The organism is Paenibacillus glucanolyticus (genome assembly GCF_037333485.1).
Lineage (GTDB): Bacteria > Bacillota > Bacilli > Paenibacillales > Paenibacillaceae > Paenibacillus_AQ > Paenibacillus_AQ glucanolyticus.
Window position 1 is genome coordinate 5,659,520 of record NZ_CP147845.1, and the last position, 24,481, is coordinate 5,684,000.

The window sequence follows — 24,481 nt, forward strand, 5'->3', positions numbered from 1 at the left end:
TTGTAAGGTTAGTGTATAGCATCCCCCGGCCTTCTCCTATCGATCACTCTTTCACCAGTCTTACATCGGTGTAAGATTCACTTTTCCCCAAATCTGAAAGACGTCAATACATACTTAACCATAAGAAAAAACCTTATCTCTGACAGATGTCTTCAACCGAAGGCATTTCCCCGAGATAAGGCTCCTAGCTTAACAGCTTGTATGCTATGGCTTGCTATGGCTCCAGTACAGCCTCGATATGACAAATCCGGGGCGCAGAGCGGAACAGAATCATGCTTGATCTTCCCGCAGCTGCATCTCTAACGAGAATAACGCGATCAATGAAATAAGCCTCATCCCTAGAAAATCAGCCTCACGGTTGTGCCTTTCCCCGGCTCGGATTCCAGCTCAATCCGGTGGTTCATTTTCTGGACGACCTCCTTGACGAGGTATAAGCCCATGCCTGTGGACTCCTTCAGCTTGCGGCCGTTCTCCCCGGTATAGAACGGGTCGAACACCCGGTTCATATCGGACTTTGGAATTCCCATTCCCCGGTCCGTGATCTCCAGCATCACATGACGGCCATCCTCCGAGCGGCGAGCTTGAATCGTCACCTTGAATCCGGTACCGGCAGAATATTTAATGGCATTGGAGAGCAGCTGCAGCATAATAAACCGCAGCCACTTGGCATCCGTCTGAACCATAAGGTCTGGATCCACCAGCAGTTCGGGATATACATGACTATGGATGAAGAAGCGCTTGTTCTCATGAACCGCGTCGACAGCTATCTGGTTCAGATGTACCGGCTCTACGCTGAAATCCTGCTCGAAAGTTTCGAGCCTGGACATATACAGCACCATCTCAAGCCCCCGCCGGATTCGGTCGGATTCCTCGGAAATGCTCTTGAACGAATCGTTATCGTCCTCCTGCGTGATCATCTCAATGACCGAGAGCGGCGTTTTCATCTGATGCACCCACTGATTCATGAAGATCATATGCTCTTTGCGCCGTCGCTCCCACTCCTCCATGACCGTGCGGTATTGACGGTACTGTTCTTCCATAAGCTCGCTGAGAGCGGTTGGCAGGGGAGCGGATTCATTATGCTTTATCGATTCCTCCAGCGATCGGATGGGCTGTGACAGCCGCTCATAGAAATCCCGGTGCGTGAAATACCGGAAAGCCAAGTATCCCCCCAGAATGGTTAAACCAAGAAAAACCGCATAGGCAGCTGTTACCGGATGATCATAACCGTCATACCAGAAAACGAGCAGCACCACAAACAGCGCTGCAAGCGTGAACATAATCAGCGGCAGATGCTCTCGCCAGAACAGCTTTTTCATGACTGCCTCTTCCACACCGTATGAAGTCGGTATCCCGAGCCGCGGACCGTTTCAAGGGCATCCTCAATGCCCAGCTCGGCAAGCCGTTTCCGTACCCGGTTAATATTGACGCTGAGCGTATTATCATCAACAAAGGTATCATCCCATAACTTCTCCAGAATGGTCTCGCGCGTAACAAGGCGGGGACTCCGGCTTAGCAGCGTCTCGAGGAGAATCGTTTCCTTTTTCGTGAGAACGGAGGTCCGTTCGTCCAAACTCATCTCCATTCGCTCGGGATACAGGACAAGCCCGTCCTTCTCCACCGTTCGTTCGGCGGATGCTGTCGCATAATCGCCATATACGCGCCGCAACTGACTGTGGATTTTGGCAATGACGATATCGTAGGCAAATGGCTTCGTAATATAATCGTCCGCTCCGTTCTCAAGGGCTCTTAATTGATCCGGGGTTCCGCTTCTGGCAGATATGAAAATAATGGGGCAGGTGGATAACGACCGAATTTGACGACACCAATAGTATCCGTCAAAGCTCGGCAGATTCACATCCAGCAGAACCACATGCGGCTTCAGCTCCTGGAACTGTTCCAGCACCTGATCGAAATCCTCAACAATAATCGCTTCGTTGCCGTACCTTTCGATATGCGATTGCAGCAACCCCGCCAGCTTCGGGTCATCCTCTACGACCATGATTTTGTACATCAGGCTCTCCCTCCGTGCAGCGTCAGGCACTTCCCCTCCTATCCGGATTAGCAGCCTGATGGTTTATGGTTCCCTAACGATAGCCGCTTCAAAAAAGTTTATCCCGTCAGGTGAAGTGCCTTGCACATACACCCTGCTGTTCTCTTCAGCCGAACGGCTGAGGAGCATCGTATCTCCGAGTCTGGCCTCGTTGTGATATGTAATCTTGAAGCCCGTCACTTTCCCTTCCTGTAGCTCCTGCTCGTCCAGCACATCGAAGCACAGATCCGCATACCGGGCATTATTCAGATGCCCGTTCACATCAATTCCACTGTATCGAACTTTATACGTATAGGCCTCTGCAAGCTGCACGCCTTCAGCCAATACGGCTTTGTTTGGCAGCTCTCCTACCGATTCTTTACCGATCGGCACCTCATACGGGAACATGGAGGGACGCAGGATTTTCCGTTTGTGAATATCCACCAGCGCCCATACCGAGCGGGCTTCACCCAGCTTTTCTCCGTCAGCATTTTTTATCCGATAATCCCGATGCCACAGAGCCCCCTTGGAGCCGCGGCTCCAGGTCTCGACATGGACGGTCTCCATATCCCTTGGCATTCGCCCCATATCAAGCTCAAGCGTAATGAGCATCCAGCCCATCCCCCGCTCAATCATCTCCTCGCGACTGATCCCAAGCGCCTCGACATGCCGGTCTGCCGCCCTTTGCAAAATACTGAGCAGCGAGGACCAGCGGCAATCCCCCCGAAAATCCGCATCAACGGATTGAATAGTATATTCTTCTATCCATTTCTCTGCCATGAGCCTCATGCCAACTCCTTTATAATTTTCACGTTCATGATACTTCAAGCATAATCAAAAGCCCTCTATTTATCAAAAGAACAACTCCCTTTTGTTAGCTGGAAAAAAATGATTTTATCAATGTTCGGGATCAATCCGGTTTAAAAGTCACTTCTTTGGTTAATAGTAAGGCACAAACAACTATAACTTATACGAGGTGATAAACATGAGTTTTCTTTGGTCATTAATTGTCGGCGGTATCATTGGTTGGATTGCAGGTTTGATTATGGGCAGAGACATTCCCGGCGGTATCATCGGTAACATCATTGCTGGTTTTGTCGGTGCTTGGCTGGGTGGACTTTTGCTCGGGTCTTGGGGACCGGAAATGGGAGGTTTCTTCATCTTGCCTGCCCTGATCGGTGCCGTTGTCCTTGTCTTTATCGTCAGCCTGATCATGGGCTCGATGAGACGCGGCCGCTCGTAATGAGCTGAAGTCTAAAACCTTGACTTCCACTGCGATGTACCGCTATTGCCGATACAGACGTTCTCACAGCGGTACCGCTAAATGCTAAGTCAAAGGAACATTTTTACCCATCAAAACAGGGTGCCTATTCGCCGCCATGGCTATAGGCACCCTGTTTTTACGTATCTTCTTACGATATGGGAAGACCCTGCTCCTTCGCATAATGGCCCCAATGCGGACTGCGGCCGTCAATGTCGCGGAAGCCGTATTCATCCGACAAATCCCAGCTGGTCAGCGCTTTACCGCTCTTGGCTGCAACATCCGGATCAGCCGCCAGCGCCGCAACCCCCTGCGCCAGCAAATACGGCGTCTCCGACGCGATGAAATGCGGTTCTTGCGTTGCGGCATCCTGCCAATTCTCTTCTGTAACACCGAAGTGATCCAGCATTTGTTCGGAACGCAGAAATCCGGGTGTAACGGATAACGCGGTTACATGATAGGGGCGCAGTTCCTCTGCCATTGCTTCTGCCAGATGAATCGGCGATATTTTGGCCAAACTATAGTAAAGGTTCCCGCCGAATTACTTGCAACTAATTGCTATATATAAGGATCAAAACATAAAAGAATCTTACTGTCAGATCACCAGGCATATTTACAGATGAAATCCGCAGCTCCACCGACAAACAAACTCAGGACGCTGGTCCGTTCATATCCAATAAATTCTCCTTCATCGTTTTCAAACGATTTTTATCTTCTAATTTAGTACGTAGATGCATATTAATCGTATATTTTCGTTAAAATGTTGGCGCAACCCCTAAATGAAATTATTGTCTTCCCGAAAAAACGGGCTTTTATGGAGGTCAAACAGAAAATACATCGATGAAACTGACATTTTCAACTCAGAAGTATGTAAACAGGCATTGACGGGATATTCTGGAACAAAAAAATAAGGGAAAAAATAATTCAAGAAATTCTATAACTTTCTTCGATATTTTTTGTTATATATTATGAGTGATGGAAAATTATAGAATATGCAACATGTTACATACAATTAGTTTCCTGCTCAAAAAAATGATAGGGAGTTTGAAGAAAATGTCTAAGAGTAAGATCAAGTTATTTGGATTAAGTTTGGCTGCAACTTTAATGTTTACAGTGACTAGTTCATCATTGTATGCAGATCCTGGTGCACAAAACGAAGGATTGTTTTTCGCTACATCAGAAGAAGTTAATAAAAACGTAGCTCAGTCAAACATTGTAATTGAAAAACCTAGCTCTGATTTACCAAATCTTAATGATTACAGCTCTTTCGCCTATGATGTAAAAGAAGTTGAAAGCAACCCAGAACTGAGATCATTCTTACAAAAGGCGCTTCAGAGTGGGGAAAAAGTTTACTTATATGGTGGGCTGACTCCAGGGAAATATGAAGAACTCTTAAACCAACCGTTAGAGTTTAAAGTCAGAAATGCAGTTGAAGGGGAAGTCCGATCCCTTTTTATAAAAGATGTTGACCAACTACACGAAGGTAAACAACTAAAAGAAACAACGGAACAGGAAATTGTGGGTTACTCCCTACAGGACACAGATGGTAGAATGTTCATGCTTAACTATAAAAATATGGATGAGAACGGAAATGAAATACCTACGGATGCATCCATTATTTTGTCTCAAATAGTTAAGCATGAAGAAAGAACAAATCAAATCACTCCGGCTTCTACTGTTATAGATAGTAACGATTATGATATTAGGACTGTTGGCGGTCTCTATGGAGTAGATAATGCCGAAATGATTACTCAATGGTTCTTATACAAAGAAAAGAATGAGTCAGATACAAAATTTGATTATTTTGCAATTAAAGATATTATTCGAATAAACAAAATTGGCGGCTCTACCAATTCCAAAAAGCTAACTGTTACTCACGATGTAATTTATACAAAAGATGATTTCTACGGTGCTTCTCCTGGAGACAAGAATAATGGACCTTATCAAATTTCATTTGCGTATCCGTGGAGTTTGCAGTGGAGTTTTACTTATGACGGTAATCCAAACATCGATCTCACAGAGAATGTGAATACAGATACAGCGAATTGGGTAATCACACCAGATTACTTACAGAACCTCCAAGGAACAGATAAATTTGAACTAGGCACCAGTTGGAAAGCAAATTCGACATATAAGTATACAGGGGTACAAGTTAGTCATGTTTCCGAATGGCACAGTGCCGTTCAACACATGTTTGATTTAAGCAACACATTCAACATAGGGTATAATTGGTAATGGACAAGTTTCGAATTATTGTTGCCGTTCTTCTGATCATAATCGCTGTCTTTCTGGGCCTTATCTATTTTGAAATGAGGTATAGCAACGAGCTACAGAATATAATCATTGAGTATTTGTATAATGATAGATCCTAATCAAATAAATCACAATTTTCAAGGAAGCCTAGTTCACTCTAAGCTTCCTTCTCCTTTGTCCATAAAGGTGTTGTTTTATAATTAAAAACTTTTATAGTTATCGGAACACCTTTGTAAGCTCCAGGAGGCGATTATGCGAGATAATACGGCTATGCTGGGGTATCCACCAAAGATCAGAATGAAGATCGACAATTAACCGTATTATGGGAACAGGCTATTCAGGAGGAATACATTTTTGCTGACAAGGTTAGCGGCAAGGATTTTGACCGTCCGGAATATCATCTCCTAAAGCGTGTACTTCGAGAGGGCGTAACCTCCATCATATAACAGATTTTCTCAACACCTTCATCCTATCAGGCTTATATGACATCCATTGTCTTATATCCATGCTACAATACATTTATCTTCTACAGTTCTTAAAAGAGGTGACACGATATGAGAGCCGACCGTTTACTGTCCATCATGCTGATGCTTCAGAACGGTGGTAAAAAGAACACCCATTATTTGGCGGAGCAGCTCGAGGTATCGGAGCGAACGATTATACGCGATATGGAGAGCCTGAGCTCAGCCGGCATTCCCGTTTATGCGGAGAGAGGTTCCCACGGCGGCTGGGTGCTGGAGGAGAGCTATCGTACAAACCTGACGGGCATGACGCCTGACGAACTCATCTCCCTGCTGGTTTCCAGCCATAGCCCGCTGATCGGAGATTTAGGCATAGGCAAACAGTTTGATGCCGCTTATCAGAAATTATTGGCTTCTTCCCCGCGCTCCATTCGGCAGGATGCCGAAATCATTCGGGAGAAAATCCATATTGATGGCGCTGGCTGGCACGCTTACCGTGAATCGCATCCGTACCTTACGGTGCTTCAGGAGGCAGTATGGCTGGATCGCGTACTCCGCATTCATTATATGAAGGGAGAGGAGCGTGTCGAGAGAATCGTCCTTCCTCTCGGACTGGTTGCAAAGCGGAGCACATGGTATGTGGTGGCAGAATCCCAAGGCGAACTGCGGACTTACCGCGTATCCAGAATCGTGGATGCCGTGATGACCGATGAGACGTTTCATCGTCCGGCTGATTTTGACTTGGCCCAGTATTGGGAGGAATCATTGACACGGTTCATGCAGAATCTACCGCAATATCCGGCACAGGTTCGAATGACCGTTTCTCTAATCAAACGTTTTGAGCGGGAGCGATATGTGAAAATCATTCATTGCGACACGCAGAACCCGCAGGAAGGGTGGATAACGGCCGATTTGGAATTCAATACGTTGGAATCTGCGTCCGCGTTTCTCTTAAGCTGCGGGGCGGAAATCGAGGTGCTTGCACCCCAGGAGCTCCGTGAGCATGTCAGCTCGGCTGCGACTGCCATTGCTCGGCTCTATCAACAGTGAATTCATAAGCAATATGAAAAAAAGCATCAGGAAGCCCATCAAAAATTGCGGCTTGCCTGATGCTTTTTTAGGTTAATCCCGTGAGCCCGGATTTATTGAATGGTATGGATGGGCTTCAGGTTGGCTTCGATCTGCTCCCTCTTCGGCTCCAGGAACGGCGGCAGCGCCAGGGATTCGCCAAGATGATCGATATGCTCATCCGTGTCAAATCCAGGTCCGTCGGTAGCCACCTCGAACAAAATGCCATTAGGCTCCCGGAAATACAAGGAACGGAAGTAGAAACGATCGACAAATCCCGAATTTGAGAATCCCACATCCCCAATCCGGTCAATCCAGGAACGAAGCTCTTCCTCATCCTCGACGCGGAATGCAACGTGATGAACACCGCCTCGTCCAAGGCGTTCCTGTGGAAGGTCTGTTCTTTCCTCGACATGAACTTCTGCGCCCGTACCGCCTTCCCCGGTTTCGAATACAAGGATATCCGGCTGCCCGTCTACAGGCGAGGCATACTGCCCTTTATAACGGAAGCCCATCAGCTCCGTCAATACCTTAACCGTCTGTAACACACGAGGTACTGTCAGCTGCACCGGACCTAAACCGATGATGGCGTATTCTGCCGGAACCGGCCCCTTTTCCCAAGGAATGCCCCCAGGAACTCCTTCGTTATGTTCATCCGAAACCAGAATGATCCGCTGGCCCTCAAAATCTCTGAATAGCAGTGTCAATCGGCCGGCACGTTCCTGTATCTCCTCACGTTCTACGCCGTATTCGTCCAGTCTCCCGGTCCAATATTCCAACGCGCGGTCACTGGGCACTCGCAGGGAGGTTGCCGAAATACTGTTGTTTCCCTCACGGGTCCTGCCGGCCATCGGAATTTCGAAGAAGGTAAGCTCGGTTCCGGGATTTCCTTTCTCGTCGCCATAAAACAAGTGGTACACGGAGACATCATCCTGGTTTACTGTCTTCTTGACCAGCCGCATGCCCAGCACCTTTGTATAAAACTCGAAGTTCTGCGAAGCTGCTGCTGTAATTGCGGACACGTGATGAATTCCTTTGAACTTCATGACCTCAACTCCCATCTATAATTTTTTTCTCTAATAAACGAAATCATGTTCACCATTGTAAGCACATATACGCTAAGACTAGACGATGCTTCGAAAACAATCTCTTTATACAGGCAGCTGCGCTCTGGCCGCTGTTTTCTTCTATCGCTGCTCCATCGCAGCGGCTGGATCTTTGCTAATTTCAGTTTAATATTTAACTTAGTCATCGTCAAGTCTTAATATTAAGATATTTAAAACGAAAATAACAGACTCCCCTTTTCCCGTCATTACAGCCGGAAAAATGGATCTGTTATTTATTCCTTGTTACGTTATTTGGGATCCGAATGCTATCCTCACAAGTTTGGATCTTGAACTCCATGGAGGATCTTTGCGCTTTTATGTTTTGGATGTCGCCTCTTCCCGATACTCGGAAGGGGTTTTGCCTGTTATTTTCTTAAATACCTGCGTGAAATACCGCGGATCCTGGTACCCTACAAGCGGTGCCACCTGATACACCTTCACATCCGTATTCAGCAGAATGCTCTTCGCCTTCTCGATCCGGCACTCCGTTAAGTATTCCAGAAACGTATATCCCGTTGTTCCCTTAAACAAGGTGCAGAAATGGCTGATGCTCAAATCCGCCAGCTCCGAAACCTCTTCAATGCTGAGATCCTTCTGATAATTGTCCGCAATGTACTCCTTGGCTTTCCCCATCACAGCCTGAACATTGTCCTTGGCCTGCCCCGATCGGCTCTGTGCAATCCATTTGCTGAAATGATTCTTGATGACATCCATCAGCTGCTGCAGGGTGCCGGAAGCATGAAGCTCCTGCAGCAGCTCCTCTAACGACCACTCAAACAGAACCTTCATATGCTCAAACTGCCGATACAGCACAACACTCATCTCCAGCAATACCCGCTCGGTCATTTCCCTGCTGAATGCATGCTCCTCTATATAGGCCCTGGTCTCATCAAAAAGCTCCAGCAAACGCTCCTTATGAAGCGTGCGGATGCTTTCGACCATCAGCGACTCCAGATGTTTCGGGTATCCTGCTTCGCTGGCCGTTTCCATAACTGAATCCGCAGTACCGATAAACACACCTTCTTCACCGGAATAGAAGCGCTGATATAACGCGCGTACTGCCGTCTCATAAGCCGTTCCCAAGCGGTCGATCCCCGCCATGCTGGAACTGAAGCCAACAGAGCAGGACAGCTTGGTGTTGCGCTTGATCAATTGAACAAGATCCCGGCCAATGTCCTCCTGTCGCTCCCTCGCAAGACTCGGAAACAACAGCACCCATTCCCCGCTGCGGAAAGGAAATACCGTCAGCCCTCCATGCTGCACGGACCATTCCTCCAGAACATTGCGCACGGCAAAGAGCCATAGACGCTTCTCATCCATGCTCCACTGCTCATTAAGCCGCAAATAGTGATCCAGTTGAATGACAGCCATCGTGTAGCCATGCTCCAATTCGCTGTCTTCCAGCCACTGCATATGCTGGAGCGGACTCCGGTTGCCCTCGATGAACTCCGTTAGCATCCTTTCCCGAGCCAACAGGGATAATACCTTGATCGAGTGAAGCATTTGATCATCCGCCATTTGCTTCTCCAGGGTTCTGGCTGCTCTGGCAATCGTTTCGGTCAGCTCATCGTGATCGATCGGCTTGAGCAAATAATCAAAAGCCCCTTCGCGCAATGCTTCCCTCGCGTATTCAAATTCACCGTAGCCGCTAATAAATATGATCAACCGACGCGCCTGATCCGCCTTCAGTTCCTTCATGAGTGTGATGCCGTCCATTCCCGGCATGCGGATATCGCTAATGATCATATGCGGCGATACCTCGCGCGCCAGCTTCAGAGCGCTATCCCCGCTCTTCGCCTCCCCTACGACCTCCAGTTCAAGCTCATCCCAGGGAATCGCTGCCTTTAGACTGCGCAGGATGATAGGCTCGTCATCGACCAGCATCACTCTGAATTTACCGTCCGCTCCGCTCATGGCTTCTCCCCCTGTCTTTATGGTTACTCCGTCACCGTGTTCCGTCTAAGCTGCCAATAGCGTATCGAGGACTTCTGAATTTGCTCCAGCGCATTGTCAGCATCGATCCGTTCTCCAATCATGTCCTCGATCACTTTAAGGAATGAACTGTTCACTTCAGGCGATAGCTTGTTGTCATACGGGAGGAAGGTACTCGCAGAATCCTCCATCAGCTCCGTAACCTGGGCAAATACCGGACCGGTTTTCTTGGAATCATAGGTTATCTTCATGGAAGGAACGCGCAGCCCTTCATACACCAGCCGGGTCTGTACCTCCGTGGTATAGAACATGCCCAGCAGCTCCAGGGCCGCTTGCTTTTTCGGCTCATCCAAATCCGAGGAAAGTCCGATGCCAATGGTGTAACCACCTGCCAAGGACCGTTCCTCTCCGGAATGCAGGGATGGGAAGGGGATAACCCCCACCTCATTCTGAAAATCCGGATGATCCTCATTGCGAAACAATGTAATATCCCAGCTGCCGTTCAGATACATCGCTGCCTTCCCTTCCGTAAACTGAGCGATGGCTTCCTCGGTGGAGAGATCGTTGGCATGGGGACTGAACGCCCCTTCGCTGATCCACTGTTCCAACTTCTCAAAGGCCTTCAAATACGACTGATGCTGAAAGCTAACGCCATCCTCTCCTTCAACCAGCCTGTCGATGAGTTCCGGTCCCGCATAACGATCCATGAAATAATGGGCAAAAATCCCTGCCGGCCACCGATCTTCATTCCCTAATGCAAAAGGGATCTTATCGTTCGCCTGGAGTACCCGGATCACTTCATCCAGCTCTTCCATCGTCTTCGGAGGCTCCAGATGCAGCTTCTGGAATAAAGCCCGATTATAATAGATCGGCTCCGCATGGCCCTCAAAAGGCAAACCATAGACCCGGTTATTAAAGGTCCAGTGGTGCAGATCCTTGAACTGCTCCCTCAAGCCGGCATTCTCCAGAAATTCCGTTAAATCCATCAGCCGGTTGGATCTGGCATACGGCACAATTTCAGCTCCGCCAAACAGGACAAACATATCCGGCGGCGTCCCGGTGACCATCTCGCTCTTCAGCTTTTGTTCCCGATGGATTGTTTGATCGATGCTTTCAAAGCTCACCTTCACATTTGGATGCGCTTTCTCATAAGTGCGGACGACACTCTCAAAAATAGCCAGCACCGGCTTGTCATGCTCCTTGTTCCAGAAATGCCGGAATGTCAGCGTGATTTTCTCCGGCTGCGCCTCCTGAGCCGGTCCCTGGTTCTGCACCGTAACCCACACAACAGAGAGCGCGAGCAGAGTGGCATAGCCTACAATCCAGCCCCAATTCCAAAACCATCTCACGCTGCGCCGCCTCCTTGTCATGTCAGTATTTTCGGAATACGAATTCGTATCAATGAACCGTGACCGGGGGAAGAACAGATCATAAGTCCGTAACGGCTGCCAAACCGTATCCGCAGCCGCTCGTGCACGTTTTTCAGCCCAACTCCGTTTTCCCGATACTTCTTCAGCTGTCCCTGATCCGTATTCCACAGCTTGATCAATGTCTCCGGATCGAACCCCGGCCCGTTATCCTCCACGTCAATTACGATATCCTCATGGTCCTCCGACACCTTGATGGAGATATAGCCGCTGTCCTCCATCGGCTCAATGCCGTGGTATAAAGCGTTCTCCACAATGGGCTGTACAATCAGCTTCTGCGTAACGTAGTGCTTCAGCGAATCCGGAAGCTCAATTCCGTATTCAAACTTCTCTTCAAACCGGAATTTCTGTATCCGCATATAATGCTGGACATGCTCCAGCTCCATATGGAGGGGGATCAGCTCATGATGCTCGCTGATGCTGATGCGCAGCAGCTTACCCAGGGAGACCACCATTTTGCTGATATCCTTGTTGCCCTGAAGGACAGCCATCGAGTTAATCGATTCCAGTGAATTATATATGAAATGCGGATTGATCTGAGCGACAAGCGCCTGCAGCTCCGCTTCCTTCTTCCGGGCCTGCTCCATCTCGACCTGACCAATCAGCTCATGGATCTGCGAGCTCATCCGGTTAAATCCGTCGATTAACAGATCCGTCTCATCCTCTGCCGCATGATGCGATGGGATCGGAACGAATATTCCCTGCTTCACTCGCTTCATCCCGTTCACCGCACTGATGATGCTGCGGACCATTCTGCGCACAAAAAAACGGTCGAACAGAAACGCCGACAGCAGCGAGATCAATCCCAGGATCAAGGCAAGGTTACGGATGGAGACCGATTCGGCAGAGATGAGTTTGCTTGGCGTGATGGCGACGAGAAACCATTCCTTATTATGAGAAGGGGAATACGTGATGAGCGATTTTTCATCTAAATATGGATCGACATAGTATCCTTTCCCATTCGTATAACTGTCCGAGAGAAACGGAAATTCCGTCCGCTCCCCGATATGCTCGCCTGATTTCGTAAATACGATATGGCCCTGCTTGTTGACCAGCAAAATATCGCCCTGCTTCAGCGTTGCCGCCTCCCAGAAGACTTGGTCGAGGAGATCCGGCTTCACGTAAATCACAGCCGTCCCGATATCCTCCAGAGAGTAATAATCCTTAATCACTCTGGACTGAATCAAGACGGGAGCACCGGATGAAGCAGAGCCGTTCTCTCCGGGACCGACCCATACGGGGCGACCCTCTGCCTTCACGACCGCTTCATACCAATCTTGCCGCCTCAGCTCAGCAAGCTCCATTCCGCCATCTGTATGATAAATCAATTGATCATTCGAATAAAAAGCAAACGAGGCAATCATCGGATGATTGATCAGATTGTTGATCTCCTGCCTCCGGTCATAGGTTACCGCGTAGTCCGGCTGCTTCAGCATCTGCTGAACCGATTGCTGGGTAATCGCGGAGTTCGAAATCGTCGTAATTTCGTTCAAGGCAAACTTCAGCTTCCGGTCCGTTTCCAAGAGCGAAATCCAGTAGAAATCATTCGACTTCTTCTCCATCGCTTCCGAAAAGCTGTAATAAGAAACACCGCCCAGCGCGATGACCGGAATGAAGACCAGAAGAATAATAGCCAGCAAAATCTTTCGGCGGAGTTTCATGAACCATTTCCTCCCTCCACTCTACTATGTCTATTATTCTTCATGGCAGGTGGCATTCCTTGTCAAAGTTCCCGCGCCTTTTAACTTTTTATGGCGCCTGATGTCAGACCCGCGATGACATAGCGGCTGAACAGCAGAAAAACAATAAGCAGCGGCAGTGTTGCCGTGAAGGTTGCCGACATGATCATCCCGAAGTCGAGGCCGTCCTTATTGGTGAACAGCTGCTGCAATGCTATTTGAATGGTGTAATTCTCTCGGTTTTTCAATACGACGAGCGGCCAGAAGAAATCATTCCACACATTCATGAAATTCAAAATCCCAAGCGTGGCCATCGCAGGCGTCACAACAGGAATGGCAATATTCCAGAAGATCCGGAAATGTCCGCCGCCATCAATCCGCCCCGCTTCGATCAGCTCGGTATGAACGGCAGATGTGATGTACTGCCTCATCCAGAAAATACCGAAGGCATTGACCATGGCCGGGACGATCAGCGCTTTGTAGCTGTCGATCCAGTGCAGCTTGGCCATAATGACATACTGTGGAAGCACGCCTAACTGAGCCGGCACGAGCATGGTAGCAATGACAAATACAAACAGCGTCTTCTTCAAAGGAAACTCGTACTTCGCAAAAGCATACCCTGCCAGCGTGCAGAGGAACACAACGGACACTGTAACCGATGTCGACACAACGACGGAATTCAACAAGGCTCTGAAGAAATCCGTGCGCTCCAGCACGCGTGAGAAGTTATCCAGGAACTGCGTTCCTGGTGTGAGCAGCGGCGGAATATGGAATGCCGCATCCTTGTCATTGGTAGCCACAACGAACATCCAGTAGAACGGGAAGATCGATACAAGCGCACCCAGAATCATTAACAGATAGAAAAAGAATTTTGCGATTACACCGGGTTCATCCGGTTTTTTACGGCTTATGGCAACTGAACTCATGCTTTTTTACCTCCCGTCTCCCCGCCTTCACGGCCCAGCATCATGTTCAAGACCGAGAATAGGATGGTGGCGACAAACAAGAGGACCGCCGTTGCCGCAGCCGTACCGAAGAAACCGTTCTTAAATGCTTCGTTATACAGATACGTTACCATCGTTACCCCTTCCTGACGAGTAGAGCCTGTGCCGGACTGACCGAGGAAGACATAGGGCTCCGTAAACAGTTGAAGCGCGCCAATCGTCGATATCAGGGTAACGAACAGGATAAACGGACGCAGGAGCGGCAGTGTAATATAGCGCAGCTGCTGGCCCCGGGTTGCGCCGTCGATTTTGGACGCTTCATAGATATCAGTCGGAATGCTCTGCAGCCCCGACAGAAAAATAATGGCGTTATAACCCATCCAGCGCCACATCACCATGGACGAAATCGCGATTTTGACTCCCCACCAGCCGGAATTGAACGGAACGCTCTCCGCACCGAAGGTATTCAGCATCCAATTCACCATCCCGTTGTTGCCGAACATGGTACTGAACACCAATGTGACGGCTACGATAGACGTGATATTCGGCATAAAATATAGAATGCGGAACGTGTTCTTGAATTTGTTCAGGGCCGAATTGAGCATAACCGCAACAAATAATGCCACAATGAGCTGCGGCACGGTTCCCATCAACGCCATAATGAGTGTGTTGCTGAAAGCGATCCAGAATGTCGGGTCACTTGTAATCAGCTCGTAGTTCTTGAACCCGACATATTTCATCGGTCCGAGTGCGTCCCACTTGAAGAAGGATAGATAGATGGTAAATACAATCGGATAGAGTCCAAAGATTGCAAACAGTATAAAAAATGGAGATATAAACGTATACGCCGTAAATCGGCTGCGCACGGTCTCCGTCAACAAGCGCCGCTTTTTCGGCACGGATTGCGATGACTTTGCCGTTGCTGTGTCTGCCATAAATGCACCTCCAGGTGGGTAAGGATAAATCCGAAGCCGAGGGGAGGGCTATATCCCATCTCGGATTCGGATGCATCACTTGATATGAACGAGCTAAGCGAAAGCTTATCCTCAGTTTCTTAGCTGCGATCGACCAGTGTCTTAATTTGTTTCATTGCGCTTTCCCACTCTTTTTGCGGGTCCGCTTTCTTCTCCAGCACGTTCTTAAGCGCGTTCTTGATAATGGTATCGGTCTGGTCATGCAGCGGTCCGTAATACACCGGCTTGATACGCTCGGCTGACTTGGCATATGCTTCGGAAATAACCTGACCGCTGAAGAATTCATCCTTCTCTTCCGTGAAGGAAGGCTCGCTGTAAACCGCAGGAATGGACGGGAATAAGCCGCTATCCTTAAACGATTTCAGCTGGTTCTCCTGGTTCAGCACCCACGAGATAAATTCATACGCTTCCTTCGAATGCTTGCCTTCCTTCGGCAAGGTCAGGAACGATCCGCCCCAGTTGCCTGCTCCTTCAGGGAGCTGGGCAATTTGCCATTTGCCTGCGGTGTCCTTGGCATTACGAATGGTACCGGCAATCCAGGCCGGGCCGAGCATAACGCCGAAGTCTCCATCATTAATCGCTTTTTGCCATTCAGGGGACCACAGTATCCAGTTGCCGATCCAGCCCTCCTGAATCCCTTTGACCGTAAAGTCATAAGCTTTTCTCACTTGCGGGTTCGTATCTCCTATAAAGGAACCGTCTTCTTTGTTGAAATAGATTTGATCCGGCGATTGGTCGCGAACCCCGTTGTATACCAAATCCGTCAGGTCAGCAAACGGTTTACCCGTTTTGCCTGTGAATTCCTTGGCCACGCTTGCGAATTTATCCCATGAATCAATCGCAGCGCTGAACCCGTCCGGATCCGTAGGCAGTCCCGCTTGCTCAGCCAAATCGGTACGGTAGTATACAACCGTAGGGCCGATGTCTGTAGGAAGACCCAGTTGGAACGAGCCATCCACCGATGTGGCTTGCTTCCATTTCCATTCCAGATAGTTGCCTTCTACATCTTTGGCACCGAGATCATACAGGTTATAGAACTTATCCTGGTTGTTAATAAAGCGTTCCATAAAGGCAATCTCAAGTTGAAAAATATCAGGTGCGCCAGAGCCTGCGGACAACGCCGTTGTCAGATTGTTGTGATGCGCCGTCTGGTCCGACGTATTCTGGAATTTGAACGTGATGTTCGGATGCTCTTTGGTGTATTCCTTAGCCAGATCCTCATAATTGGTCGTACCCAATGACCAGAAGGACAGCTCGATTTTCTCTGTAGATGGTGCTTCTTCCTTCGTATTGTCCTTCTCTTCGGTGCTGCCTCCCCCCGGAGATTCAGCCGTTTTGCTTCCGTTGCCGCCTCCACACGCCGCCAGCGAGAACACCATGATGATACTCATGAGCAGCAAGCTCCATGATTTAAACCTTTTCATTCTTCTACCCCTCTTCCATCAAACGTATTTTTCTTTTATAGTCTAATGAAAGCGGCACCAAATTTTGAGGAGGCAAACTTTCGAATTTGAGTTGAATTTATTACGATTCACGTTTGTCCACTTCGTAATTCCACCACAAAAAAACCGCATATCGAATGTCGATAGCGGTCTTACGGATATTTTAGATGTGAAACTCTCGGACTGATGAGCCCTTTGACAGCCGGATGATTCCTGCGGTGGTGGTGGTTTTACCTATGCTGCCTTTCCGTATTCCTTCGGAACTTGGCGCCTGTCCATGACAGGTCGATTTCTTATATCATGCAAGAGATCATATCGTCCATTTAACGATGGAGCCGGCATAGGTCATTCCCCCGCCAAATCCATAGAGCAGCACATGGTCTCCTGCTTTCAAGCGTCCTTCATCCACGGCCAGCTGAAGCGCAAGCGGAATGGAGGCTGCCGATGTGTTTCCCCGGTACTCAACGCTGGTTAACGTTCGGTTCATTGAAAAAGGCCCTCGCTCGTTGATCGCTTCGATCATGCGAAGATTGGCGCTATGCGGTACGAACCAATCCACTTCGTCCGCGGTCATGCCCCCTTTGGACAGTAAGGTACGGACACCCTCCGGAATGTTCCGAATGGCCCACTTATATATCTCACGGCCATTTTGAACAAGACACCCGCTCTTTAACTCCGCTCCGTCCATCTGCTCGGAAAGGGCTGTCTTGTACAGATGAATGCCGCCTTCGCCAAACGTACCTGATATGGAAGCTGCAATGCTCGGCGAATCCTCATCCCGCTCCAGCAGTACAGCGCCAGCACCGTCCCCAAACAGAACACATGTCGTTCGGTCGGTGTAATCCGTAATCTTTGATAAGGTTTCCGCCCCAATGACGAGTATCTTGTTGTAGGCTCCCCCGGATATTAATCCGTCGGCCATCTGAAGTGCATATACAAATCCCGCGCAAGCTGCATTCAGATCGAGTGCCCCCGTACTGGTTATGCCCAGCTTCGATTGCACGCGAGAGGCCGTGCTTGGAAAAGAATATTCCGGCGTGCTTGTAGCCACAAGAATCATATCGACATCCTGCACGGTAACACCGTACCGATCAACCATATCTCGCACAGCACGAATGGCAAGGTCAGACACAAACTGATCCGGAGCGGCTATCCGGCGTTCCCGCATGCCTGTGCGCTGGACAATCCATTCATCGCTGGTCTCGACCATCTTCTCTAAATCCGCATTGCTTAATATCCGTTCAGGTACATAGGTCCCGATTGCTGTAATCCTTGATTTTGATTGGCTCATCATTCACACCTCCAAGTTTATAATCATTATATCACCAAGTACTAGTACTTGGTACTAATTTATTTTTATGCAGGTTATGATTACCCTTCACCAACTTCACATTCCTCTAAACACAGGCGAATGGAGGCTGTGAGAATCCCGCGAACAGCCTATAAGGCCATGAGAACCCTACGTGGTAATCTATGAAACACAAGCAAAAAACCTCCATCGCCAATGAAGCGACAGAGGTTCCTGGATTCCCAACTATTAGAAGTGTACTTCCTCACCCACCGAAATGGAGTGAATGTGAATATGGGGATCAGTTAATTCCTCGACCAGACGGACTCGTAACCGGTCCGTTTCTGCTTTGTCTGCATGAACAAGCACGGTATGCTGCGCCGGTATAGCGGTTATCATCTGCCGAACGTCCGCCAGACCCTGATGCACTTTATACCTGATTTTCATAACAGAACAATCCCCGTAATCCTCTGGATGCTGAAGGAGATGCTGTCCAAAGGTTCCATTAGAAACATGCCCAGTGAGCAGAACCAGGTTCCGGGAATCTCTGGAAAACCGATGGTAGTACCACTGTGCCAGATCCGACTGCATCATTCCGTCGGTTACGAACCACAACGAGGCTCCCTGTTTCTCAAGCCATGACTCGCGTTCTGCATCGCTACCGGGTACAATCCAATTATTTTGGCTCAGCAATAACTCAAGCTCGCTTTTCATTCCCTGACCGGAATCCGTGCTGCGAAGCCACTCCGAACGGCAAAGCAGCCGCTTCATCCCTTCGATCAGCGGAGCTTCAGTCACGATCGGGATATGCCCCCAATTTCGGGATGCCCAGAGAATCATTTCTTGACCCCGACCCACAGCCGGGACCGGCAATAACACTTTTCCTCCGCTTTGCAGCGTGCTCTGAATCGTTTGCTCCAATTGCATCAGCCTGTCGGCCTGTGAATGAGCATCCGTCCCGTAAGCTGCATCTACAATAGCCAGATCCAGCAGCATGGCGGATGACGTGTCTGCAAGTGAGGGGTTATCGTCCTCCAGCAGCAGAGATTCCGAGGTATAATCGCCCGAATAGAAGATCCGTTTTCCTTCGGCCTCTACCAGCAACCAGACAGAGCCCATCAAATGTCCGCTTCTCCCCCACATCACCTTAACACCGGGGAGCGCGTCAAACCATGTCAACCTCTTCGCCTCTTCCTCCAGAAACCGATAGCGGATAGCACGCTGATCTTCTTCCCTATAGGGAAGTTTCTCGCCCACCCGTTCCGTATACTCCCGCCAGGAGGCGAAATAGGCCGTTAATTGTGCCGCCGTCTCCCGGGTCGTCCATACCTCCCCCTGATATCCAAGGCTATACAAGAGCGGAATCGCCACCGAGTGATCCTCATGAGCATGAGACAGAAACACCGCATTAAGCTGCGGAACCTGCTCCGGCTGTATAATCGGATAGACCCCGTTTCCTTCCTTCATAACACCGCAATCCAGCAGCAAATGGACCCGATTGCCGCTCAGCAAATAGGCGGAGCGGCCATGCTCGCCCGCACCGCCCCACACTGTCAGTTTCATCATGATGCATTCCACTTTCTTTTAGAATTCATGGCTTCGACCATCAGCAGCAGCACCACCGTCATTCCGACGGAGACCACCGCCATAGCCATGCCGAGAGACACCTGGCCCTGCTCAAACTGGGCAAATATATACGTAGCCGATGTCTGCATCGAAGGCGGCAGAATGAGCAGTGACCCAACCAGCTCCCGCGACGCAATCGTGAACGTCATAATCCATCCCGCCAGCATGCCCGGCATAATCAGCGGCAGCAGAATCCGCCGCAGTATAAGCAGCGGACCGCCTCCGAATACCTGGCCTGCTTGAAACAGGGTGCCATCAATCTGCGTAAAGCTGGCCTTCACATACTGCACCGTGTACGGCAGGAACAATACAACATAAGTAAGAACGACCATTCCATAGGTATTATAGAGCGTCACCGGCATCCATGGTGCATTCCAGAACAGGATCAATCCGACCACCATCACGATCCCGGGCACCGTGTTGGGCAGGAGGCTAAACAGATCAATGACCCGCTGCATCCGCCCCTGGGACTTGCCAATCGTTAGGGCAAATCCAGTACCCAATACAACCGCCACCGTTGATGCCGCAAGCGACAATCCCAGACTGTTACCAAGCGCTTTCAGGCTGACAGATCCCCATGACAGCAGTTCCTTATAATGATCGAGCGTCAAATTATCTATAGATAATCCGGCTCCCCGGAGCTTCATCAAGGAAGCGGCAATGACGGAAAAATAGGGGATTCCAACCGACAATATTAGCAGTAGCCCGATATATAGCGCGCTGACTGCGCCTTTGCTGCCGCGCAGCGAATATCTTTTGGAGCGCTGGCCTTTACCTCCGACAAGGCGGTAGGTAAATCTCCGGCTGACTGTGGACTGCATGTACCACATCACCAGACAGACGGACAGCAGTACTGAGGCAAGCGAGGTGGCTTTACCGAAATCAATCGGCCAGCTTGATATATATTTGTGAATTTCCGAAGTCATCACATAATATCCGATACGTCGTCCGAATGTTGCCGGTGTGCCGAATTCGGCAATGGTTTTTACAAACACCAGCATCGCGCCCATGCCGTAAGAGGATAACAGCAGCGGCAGGATAATTTTTCTGAACCGATACCCTGCACCTGCGCCGTGAACCGCGCCGGCCTCCTCCAGATTGCCGCCGATCCGAATCAGCGCATCCCGCAGCAGCAGGTACAGGAAAGGGAACAAGTGCAGGCTCATAATCAGCACCATGCCCCCGAAGCTGAAGAATGACTCGCTCCACCTCGCTGCTCCCGGCAGCCATTGCTGTAAATATCCGCCCTTCTGCATGAATAGAATCCAGCCCATCGAACCGATATATGGCGGGGTCATGAACGGTATCATCAGAATCACATCCACCCACCGATGCTCTCCCAACCGGGTCTTGGCCATGATCCACGCGAGCGGAAGCGCGAACAGTGTTGATCCTGCCACCACGCATACCCCGAGCCAAATGGACTGCAGCAATATGCCGGACAGCTCATGGCCTGCTATCGTTCGTATCGGAGCCAGCCAATCCAAGTGCTGTTCCGGGTATATGCTTTGCCAGAATATAAGGAGCAGTGGCACGCCAATGCTTATGATAAGAAGAAACAGGGCGAGAATAACGCCCAGTTTCCGAAAAAATGTCTGACTGTCCATGATGACAGGTCTCACCGCTGTTCACCTCACATGCCTTTTACGTGATTCACTTTTAAACGGTTTATTTGAATACCTCGGAAAAACGAGCGGCCGTTTCATCCCCGTGATCATTCATCCAGGACCAGTCCACCTTAAATACCGGAATATCCTTCAGATTGGTGCGTCCCTCAGCCTCCACATCCTCGCGGCCCGGAATCAGATAAGCTTCTGCCACCAGTTTCTGTGCCTCGTCAGACAGCAAGTAGTCAATAAAGGCCTTCGCATTATCCACATTCGGGCTGGATTTCAGAATCGCCGCAGGTCTTGGACTCACAACGGTTCCTTCTGCCGGATATACGATATCAAGCGGCTCCCCTTTGGCTTTGGCCGAATATGCCATATAATCCACGCCGGCAGCAACCATACTCTTGGCACCGGTGATCACCGGGTCGAGCGCTTCCTGATTCGCCCCAGCCATCGCGGTGCCATTGGCTTTATAACTCTCGAACAATTCCCAGCCTGCATCGCCTTTTACACTCAAATACCCGGTGATGAAATCAAGCGCGGATCCCGACAGCGTTGGATCAGGAATGTTGACGGCATCCTTCCACTCCGGCAGACCCAGGTCCGCCCAGCTTTGTGGTGGCGTTGATACCAGATTGGTGTTGTATACAATCCCCAGTGCAGATGCGCTTGTGCTGAAATAGTTTCCTTCCGCGTCAGACCAATCCTTATTCAGCTTGTCCGCATTGGCGGCTTCCGGATAAGGCAATGTCAATCCATCCGCCTTCAACGCCTGTGCGGACGGAAGCGAAGCGAGAATGACAACGTCCGCGACCGGATTTGATTTTTCCGCTTCCATTCGCGCCAATATTTTGCCTGTTGTGCCTTGGAACATCTCGACCTTCACGCCGGTCTTGGCTTCAAATCCGCTCACAATATTGTCGGCAAGCTTCTGCGGTCCTGCGCTGTACAATACAAGCTTACCGCTTGCTGCAGCCGTACCCGATTCGGACGGCTGGCTGTTATCCTGCGCCGGCTTAACCGAATCGCCGCTCGGCGCGCTCCCGCATCCAAACAAACTCAAACTCATTACCGATGTCAATAATAGCAGCGTGCTTTTTTTCCCCAACTTCAGACCCTTCATCTCCCCAACTCCCTTTCATCATTAGCCTGCGACAACAGGCGTCTGTTCTGCTGTATTTTGTTGCATACTTCTACCTTGAAATGAGCCTTCATCCATCCGGCATATACAACGGGGAGAAACGTACAGATTAACGCGTTCCCCAATGACCACTCTCTTGTCCAGATAAGCTGTCCACTTGTTATCCGACTCGTCCAACTGCAGCCGGATTTCATATCGCTCGCCTACGTAGCTGACACTCAGCACCGTTGCCTGATAGCATAAATCCTCTGTGCTGCTTCTGTTCCAGGTCACATGCTCCGGCCTCACCATCGTCTGATCAGGCGTCAGCCAGTTGGACTTGCCGATAAACGAAGCCACGAACGGGTGGCTTGGCGCTTCATATATGGTCTCCGGGGTTCCCCGCTGCAGCACCTCCCCCTTCCGCATGACCACAATTTCATCCGACATCGACATGGCTTCAACTTGATCATGGGTCACATAAAGCGCAGTCAGTCCCATGTCCTTCACCAGTGACATCATTTCGATCCGCATCTCCTCCCTAAGCACCGCATCCAGCGCGCTTAAAGGCTCATCAAACAATACGAGAGCTGGACGTATAGCTACCGCTCTGGCAAAAGCAACCCGCTGCTGCTGTCCGCCGGACAGCTGGTGAGGATAACGGTTCTCCATCCCCTGCAAGCGGACCATAGCCAGTGCTTCGGTTACCTTTTGCCGGAGATCCGCTTTATGCTTCGCCGCCTTTAATCCAAACGCCACATTCTCGTATACCGTCATATGAGGCCAGAGAGCGAAATCTTGAAAGACCATCCCAAAATTTCGTTTGTGCACGGGAACGTCAATCCTTTGATGCACCGAGTAAATACACCGGTCTTCCGCGTAGATTTCTCCTCCGTCCGGCTGTTCAAGCCCTGCAATCATTCGGAGAAGTGTCGTTTTGCCGCAGCCGGATGGCCCCAGCAATGTTGTGAATTGACCATGACGCAGCGTTATATCGGTAGGCAGCAAAGCGGCTGTACCTTGAAACGACTTATGAATGCCCCTGATTTCAATCTCCACTTTCGATCCCTGCCTGTCTTCTTAAGCTGTTTCCAGTGTAATGCTCACGTTTAAGCGTTGTATTAGACTAATGTAAACACAGAATTAACTTTTTGTTTGAATTCTGTTGATACTCATAGATTAAATCTATATAGAGAGCATAAATAAGGAACAACTAACACCCAAGGGAGAGATGCAAACGTGAATCTGATGAAGCTGCAAATCGTGGAACTGATCGACCGTCATCATCATATGACCAGCGTTGCGGAGATACTCGGCATCAAGCAGCCAACCGTTACTTTTCATATGAAGTCACTGGAGGAAGAGCTGCAAGTCCGATTGTTCGAATCCCGAAGCGGAAAAACATTTCTCACCGAAGCCGGACAAGCCCTGCTGCATTATGCGGTTAAAATAAATTCGCTTGCCAGGGAATCCGAGCGGGTCGTCCGGGAGTACGACAGCTTGTATCGCGGAACGCTCCATATTGGAGCCAGTTATGTCCCCGCGACCTATCTGCTGCCCGCGATCTTGAATACCTTTTCCCGTGAATTTCCTGGCATTCGGATATCCTTATCCGTTAAACCTTCGCCGGTTATCCGTGATATGCTGGTCCGGCACCAGATTGACATGGGCATCATCTCGTCGGAGCCCTTTACGGGTTCCGGCCTGCAAGCTGAATCCTTGTGCAAGGATGATTTAACCTTGATATGTTCCCCAGGCCATCCACTCATACAATCGGATATGCTTCAGCCCGAACACATTGTTCGCACGCCCTTTGCCCTGCATGGAAGCGAATCCAGCACAAGGCAGCTGACGGATCTTTGGCTGCAGCAGCACAGCCTGCATATGCGGAGTCCCGTGGAGCTGGACTCACTGGAAGCGATCAAGCAGCTTGTGTTATTGGGCGATCATGTCTCCTTTATGTCGCGAATGGCTGTGCAGCGGGAGCGGCAGCAGGGATTACTGCACGTCCTGCCGATTCCCGGTCACAGGGCATCCCGGCATATTTACAGCGTTCATAACCAGGACCGTCTTCCTTCCGTGCAAATTCATCGTTTTCAGGAGGTGCTGCGGGAGATGGGCAAACAATTGGAGCAGGCACTCTAATAAAGCGAGGATATTTATTTCGGGCAGCGAGCGAATATAAAATGGATGCAGCTATTCAATAATTCTATGGATATTTTATACAGTTCATCCTCTCCGTTAACAGCTAACAATCA

The 24,481-nt window shown here is 49.6% G+C and carries 19 protein-coding genes and 2 pseudogenes; 5 read left to right on the forward strand and 16 right to left on the reverse strand.

Annotated elements, in window-relative coordinates:
- Nucleotides 1-338: 338 nt before the first annotated feature.
- The 3 genes from WDY75_RS26300 to WDY75_RS26310 all read right to left on the reverse strand — a co-directional run bounded on the left by WDY75_RS26300 (nucleotide 339) and on the right by WDY75_RS26310 (nucleotide 2,812).
- Nucleotides 339-1,319 (reverse strand): sensor histidine kinase, encoded by a 981-nt coding sequence (locus tag WDY75_RS26300; protein WP_006208272.1) that lies wholly within the window; start codon nucleotides 1,317-1,319, stop codon nucleotides 339-341.
- Nucleotides 1,316-2,014 carry a response regulator transcription factor gene (locus tag WDY75_RS26305; protein ID WP_006208271.1) on the reverse strand — a complete coding sequence of 233 codons (699 nt, stop codon included), beginning with the start codon at nucleotides 2,012-2,014 and terminating at the stop codon, nucleotides 1,316-1,318. The genes WDY75_RS26300 and WDY75_RS26305 overlap by 4 nt, the downstream gene beginning before the upstream one ends.
- Nucleotides 2,015-2,077: 63 nt before the next feature.
- The gene (locus WDY75_RS26310) at nucleotides 2,078-2,812 is read right to left on the reverse strand and encodes an acyl-[acyl-carrier-protein] thioesterase (RefSeq protein ID WP_006208270.1); all 735 of its coding nucleotides are present in this window, start codon (nucleotides 2,810-2,812) and stop codon (nucleotides 2,078-2,080) included.
- A gap of 205 nt (nucleotides 2,813-3,017) precedes the next feature.
- Between WDY75_RS26310 and WDY75_RS26315 the strand changes: the two genes are divergently transcribed.
- Nucleotides 3,018-3,275 carry a GlsB/YeaQ/YmgE family stress response membrane protein gene (locus WDY75_RS26315; protein WP_006208269.1) on the forward strand — a complete coding sequence of 86 codons (258 nt, stop codon included), beginning with the start codon at nucleotides 3,018-3,020 and terminating at the stop codon, nucleotides 3,273-3,275.
- A gap of 169 nt (nucleotides 3,276-3,444) precedes the next feature.
- Here WDY75_RS26315 and WDY75_RS26320 read toward each other — a convergent pair.
- Nucleotides 3,445-3,834, reverse strand: a pseudogene (locus WDY75_RS26320) (short-chain dehydrogenase); the annotation flags it as partial.
- A gap of 512 nt (nucleotides 3,835-4,346) precedes the next feature.
- On the opposite strand from WDY75_RS26320, the gene WDY75_RS26325 reads away from it, so the two are divergent.
- The 3 genes and pseudogenes from WDY75_RS26325 to WDY75_RS26335 all read left to right on the forward strand — a co-directional run bounded on the left by WDY75_RS26325 (nucleotide 4,347) and on the right by WDY75_RS26335 (nucleotide 7,057).
- The gene (locus tag WDY75_RS26325) at nucleotides 4,347-5,528 is read left to right on the forward strand and encodes a hypothetical protein (protein WP_063478589.1); all 1,182 of its coding nucleotides are present in this window, start codon (nucleotides 4,347-4,349) and stop codon (nucleotides 5,526-5,528) included.
- Between the two features lie 341 nt (nucleotides 5,529-5,869).
- Nucleotides 5,870-5,992 (forward strand): annotated as a pseudogene (locus WDY75_RS26330) (recombinase family protein); the annotation flags it as partial.
- 108 nt (nucleotides 5,993-6,100) lie between these two features.
- Nucleotides 6,101-7,057: a YafY family protein gene (locus tag WDY75_RS26335; RefSeq protein WP_063478588.1), complete on the forward strand. Its 957-nt coding sequence runs from the start codon at nucleotides 6,101-6,103 to the stop codon at nucleotides 7,055-7,057.
- Nucleotides 7,058-7,149: 92 nt separating this feature from the next.
- Here the strand turns inward: WDY75_RS26335 and WDY75_RS26340 are convergent, their stop codons facing one another.
- The 12 genes from WDY75_RS26340 to WDY75_RS26395 all read right to left on the reverse strand — a co-directional run bounded on the left by WDY75_RS26340 (nucleotide 7,150) and on the right by WDY75_RS26395 (nucleotide 23,282).
- On the reverse strand, nucleotides 7,150-8,121 hold the full coding sequence (locus tag WDY75_RS26340) for a ring-cleaving dioxygenase (protein ID WP_063478587.1): 972 nt from the start codon (nucleotides 8,119-8,121) through the stop codon (nucleotides 7,150-7,152).
- A gap of 375 nt (nucleotides 8,122-8,496) precedes the next feature.
- Complete coding sequence (locus WDY75_RS26345) at nucleotides 8,497-10,095, reverse strand: response regulator (RefSeq protein ID WP_063478586.1); 1,599 nt, start codon at nucleotides 10,093-10,095, stop codon at nucleotides 8,497-8,499.
- A gap of 23 nt (nucleotides 10,096-10,118) precedes the next feature.
- Entirely contained in the window at nucleotides 10,119-11,462 is a 1,344-nt protein-coding gene (locus WDY75_RS26350; RefSeq protein WP_063478585.1) for an ABC transporter substrate-binding protein, read from the reverse strand.
- Between the two features lie 17 nt (nucleotides 11,463-11,479).
- Nucleotides 11,480-13,201, reverse strand: coding sequence for a sensor histidine kinase (locus tag WDY75_RS26355; protein WP_006208263.1), 1,722 nt, complete (start codon nucleotides 13,199-13,201; stop codon nucleotides 11,480-11,482).
- 80 nt (nucleotides 13,202-13,281) lie between these two features.
- Complete coding sequence (locus WDY75_RS26360; RefSeq protein WP_006208262.1) at nucleotides 13,282-14,145, reverse strand: carbohydrate ABC transporter permease; 864 nt, start codon at nucleotides 14,143-14,145, stop codon at nucleotides 13,282-13,284.
- Nucleotides 14,142-15,098: a carbohydrate ABC transporter permease gene (locus WDY75_RS26365; protein WP_006208261.1), complete on the reverse strand. Its 957-nt coding sequence runs from the start codon at nucleotides 15,096-15,098 to the stop codon at nucleotides 14,142-14,144. The genes WDY75_RS26360 and WDY75_RS26365 overlap by 4 nt, the downstream gene beginning before the upstream one ends.
- Nucleotides 15,099-15,217: 119 nt before the next feature.
- Entirely contained in the window at nucleotides 15,218-16,561 is a 1,344-nt protein-coding gene (locus WDY75_RS26370; protein WP_006208260.1) for an ABC transporter substrate-binding protein, read from the reverse strand.
- Between the two features lie 328 nt (nucleotides 16,562-16,889).
- Nucleotides 16,890-17,870, reverse strand: coding sequence for a ketoacyl-ACP synthase III (locus tag WDY75_RS26375; RefSeq protein ID WP_006208259.1), 981 nt, complete (start codon nucleotides 17,868-17,870; stop codon nucleotides 16,890-16,892).
- Between the two features lie 246 nt (nucleotides 17,871-18,116).
- The gene (locus WDY75_RS26380; protein ID WP_063478584.1) at nucleotides 18,117-19,433 is read right to left on the reverse strand and encodes an MBL fold metallo-hydrolase; all 1,317 of its coding nucleotides are present in this window, start codon (nucleotides 19,431-19,433) and stop codon (nucleotides 18,117-18,119) included.
- Nucleotides 19,430-21,100, reverse strand: a complete 1,671-nt coding sequence (locus WDY75_RS26385) for an ABC transporter permease (protein ID WP_036640934.1) — start codon at nucleotides 21,098-21,100, stop codon at nucleotides 19,430-19,432. Before WDY75_RS26385 ends, WDY75_RS26380 begins: the two co-directional genes overlap by 4 nt.
- A 61-nt stretch (nucleotides 21,101-21,161) precedes the next feature.
- Nucleotides 21,162-22,226, reverse strand: a complete 1,065-nt coding sequence (locus WDY75_RS26390; RefSeq protein WP_006208256.1) for an ABC transporter substrate-binding protein — start codon at nucleotides 22,224-22,226, stop codon at nucleotides 21,162-21,164.
- Between the two features lie 21 nt (nucleotides 22,227-22,247).
- A complete protein-coding gene (locus WDY75_RS26395) occupies nucleotides 22,248-23,282 on the reverse strand; it encodes an ABC transporter ATP-binding protein (protein WP_063478583.1) in 1,035 nt (344 codons plus the stop codon).
- A gap of 189 nt (nucleotides 23,283-23,471) precedes the next feature.
- Here WDY75_RS26395 and WDY75_RS26400 point away from each other — a divergent pair, with 189 nt between their 5' ends.
- Nucleotides 23,472-24,368: a LysR family transcriptional regulator gene (locus tag WDY75_RS26400; protein ID WP_051449228.1), complete on the forward strand. Its 897-nt coding sequence runs from the start codon at nucleotides 23,472-23,474 to the stop codon at nucleotides 24,366-24,368.
- The last annotated feature ends 113 nt before the right edge of the window (nucleotides 24,369-24,481 follow it).